The 1,744-nt window shown below is 33.8% G+C and carries 2 protein-coding genes; both read left to right on the plus strand.

Annotation, left to right across the window (positions count from 1 at the left end):
- The first annotated feature begins 75 nt into the window (after positions 1 to 75).
- Positions 76 to 1,053 carry a hypothetical protein gene (locus tag BTO22_RS13115; RefSeq protein ID WP_065605030.1) on the plus strand — a complete coding sequence of 326 codons (978 nt, stop codon included), beginning with the start codon at positions 76 to 78 and terminating at the stop codon, positions 1,051 to 1,053.
- On the plus strand, positions 1,050 to 1,619 hold the full coding sequence (locus tag BTO22_RS13120) for a hypothetical protein (RefSeq protein ID WP_065605031.1): 570 nt from the start codon (positions 1,050 to 1,052) through the stop codon (positions 1,617 to 1,619). The genes BTO22_RS13115 and BTO22_RS13120 overlap by 4 nt, the downstream gene beginning before the upstream one ends.
- The last annotated feature ends 125 nt before the right edge of the window (positions 1,620 to 1,744 follow it).

Consider the following 1,744-nt stretch of genomic DNA (forward strand, 5'->3'; position numbering starts at 1 on the left):
GTGCCAATCTATCAAGTTTAAATATCATGCTGTATAATGGCCAAACCAACGTTGGTTAATTGAGAACTTATAAAAATGAATAATAATGAAAGAACAATCCAATTTTATGATTTAGATATATGTGGTAAGACTTTAGCTAGAGATATTCCGCATACTATGGCTTCGCCTAGAACCTTAGATGAATTGATGGCTGAATTCTCAAGTCTAAGAGAATTAGGGTTAGCAAGAAAGAAAATATCTATGACATCAGATCTCGAATTCCGTCTTGAAGATATGGAAGAAAAAGAAGATTCTTGGGTTTTGTTAATTAATGTAGTTGATACTCAGGCTGCTCATCCTGTAACTCAAAAGGTGGGGGGCTCTGTTGATGATCGAGAAGTTGTTGTTTTGAGTGAGGAGCGAGGTTTAGAATCGTCGTGTCATATTATTATCTTAAAAGCGCAGAATGCGGCTCATAAGCATCTAACTTTAATTGAAAAAAATACGAATTTACCAGCATTGAAAGCTTGTAGCTTTCTTAATCATATGTGTAAATTAGCTAAGCAACAATTTCCAGAGACATATACTCAGCCACACCCATCAGGGGCTGCAAATAAAACAATTAATGTTTTTTGTGTATTAAATATTTTAGCTCATCCATCAGATGAATTCCGAGATGAATTAGAAAACGGTAAAATTAACGGAATATCAATTACAAGTGAAATGACGGTTGTGCGTGGATATGACAGCAATACGCATCATGAACTCATTGGTACTGATATAAAAATGCGAGTTAGAAAACGAGACATTATTCTTAATGGTGGAAATTGGGGGCACTTACAAAAAGCAATTCAACATGCAGATTCTCTTGATTCGCCATTTGTTAAAATTTCTTTTAATGATGTAACAGGTACAGGTCATACGGCTGTTTTGAGTACAGACACGGGAACTTTGTGCTATGCCGATAAATACGTAAAAAAAAGAAAGATTATAGGTTTTAGTAATGCATTAATGACATCATTTCCTATAATACACACAGGCATTATAGATAAAATGGAAGAGTTGATTATATGAATTGTTTTTCACAATTTAGGTTAATTACATATCAGTTGTTAAGACCATTTTCTTACCTTAGCATTAAGCATGAGGATAAGTGGATATATGATTGGTTTATTCCAATGTTCTTTACTGCTGTAACTAGTGTTGTAGTTTTTTTCTTCATGTCTATTGAAAAAGTAGTAGGACAAGGTGGTTTAATTAGTGAATTGACATCTTTTGTGGCTAATTTACCAGGTTTTTTTATCGCAGCTTTGGCTGCGGTAGCTACATTTAATAAACATGATATAGATGACTTAATGGCTAATTCACCTAAGATTGAAATTTATCATCATGGTAATTCAATGATGATTGAAATGACTAGAAGACGTTTTTTATGTGTATTGTTTTCTTATTTAACAGCCGTAAGTATATTTTTAGTTTTAACTAGTCGCATATTTTTAAGCTTAGAGATACCTGAAGATTATTTTATTATTTCAGCTTGGGGCGGTTTTTTAATGTTTATGTTCTTTTTATGGCAGATGATCCTAGCAACGGTTTTAGGGTTGTATTATTTAGGGGAAAGGTTACATACGCCTCAATAAGGCACTTAACAATCGCATCAACACGATTTACTACACTCGGCATCTCAGGTTGCCGAGTGTTTCTCGTTTTAAGGCGTCAATATTAAGTATAATTGCATGGTAGCAAACGTGTTATGCAGGCGTTA

The sequence above is a fragment of the Aliivibrio sifiae genome, assembly GCF_002954705.1.
GTDB classification, from domain to species: domain Bacteria; phylum Pseudomonadota; class Gammaproteobacteria; order Enterobacterales; family Vibrionaceae; genus Aliivibrio; species Aliivibrio sifiae_A.

Coding starts and splice junctions, on each gene's coding strand:
- BTO22_RS13115 (WP_065605030.1), top strand. CDS start 76: ATGAATAATAATGAAAGAACAATCCAATTTTATGATTTAGATATATGT.
- BTO22_RS13120 (WP_065605031.1), top strand. CDS start 1,050: ATGAATTGTTTTTCACAATTTAGGTTAATTACATATCAGTTGTTAAGA.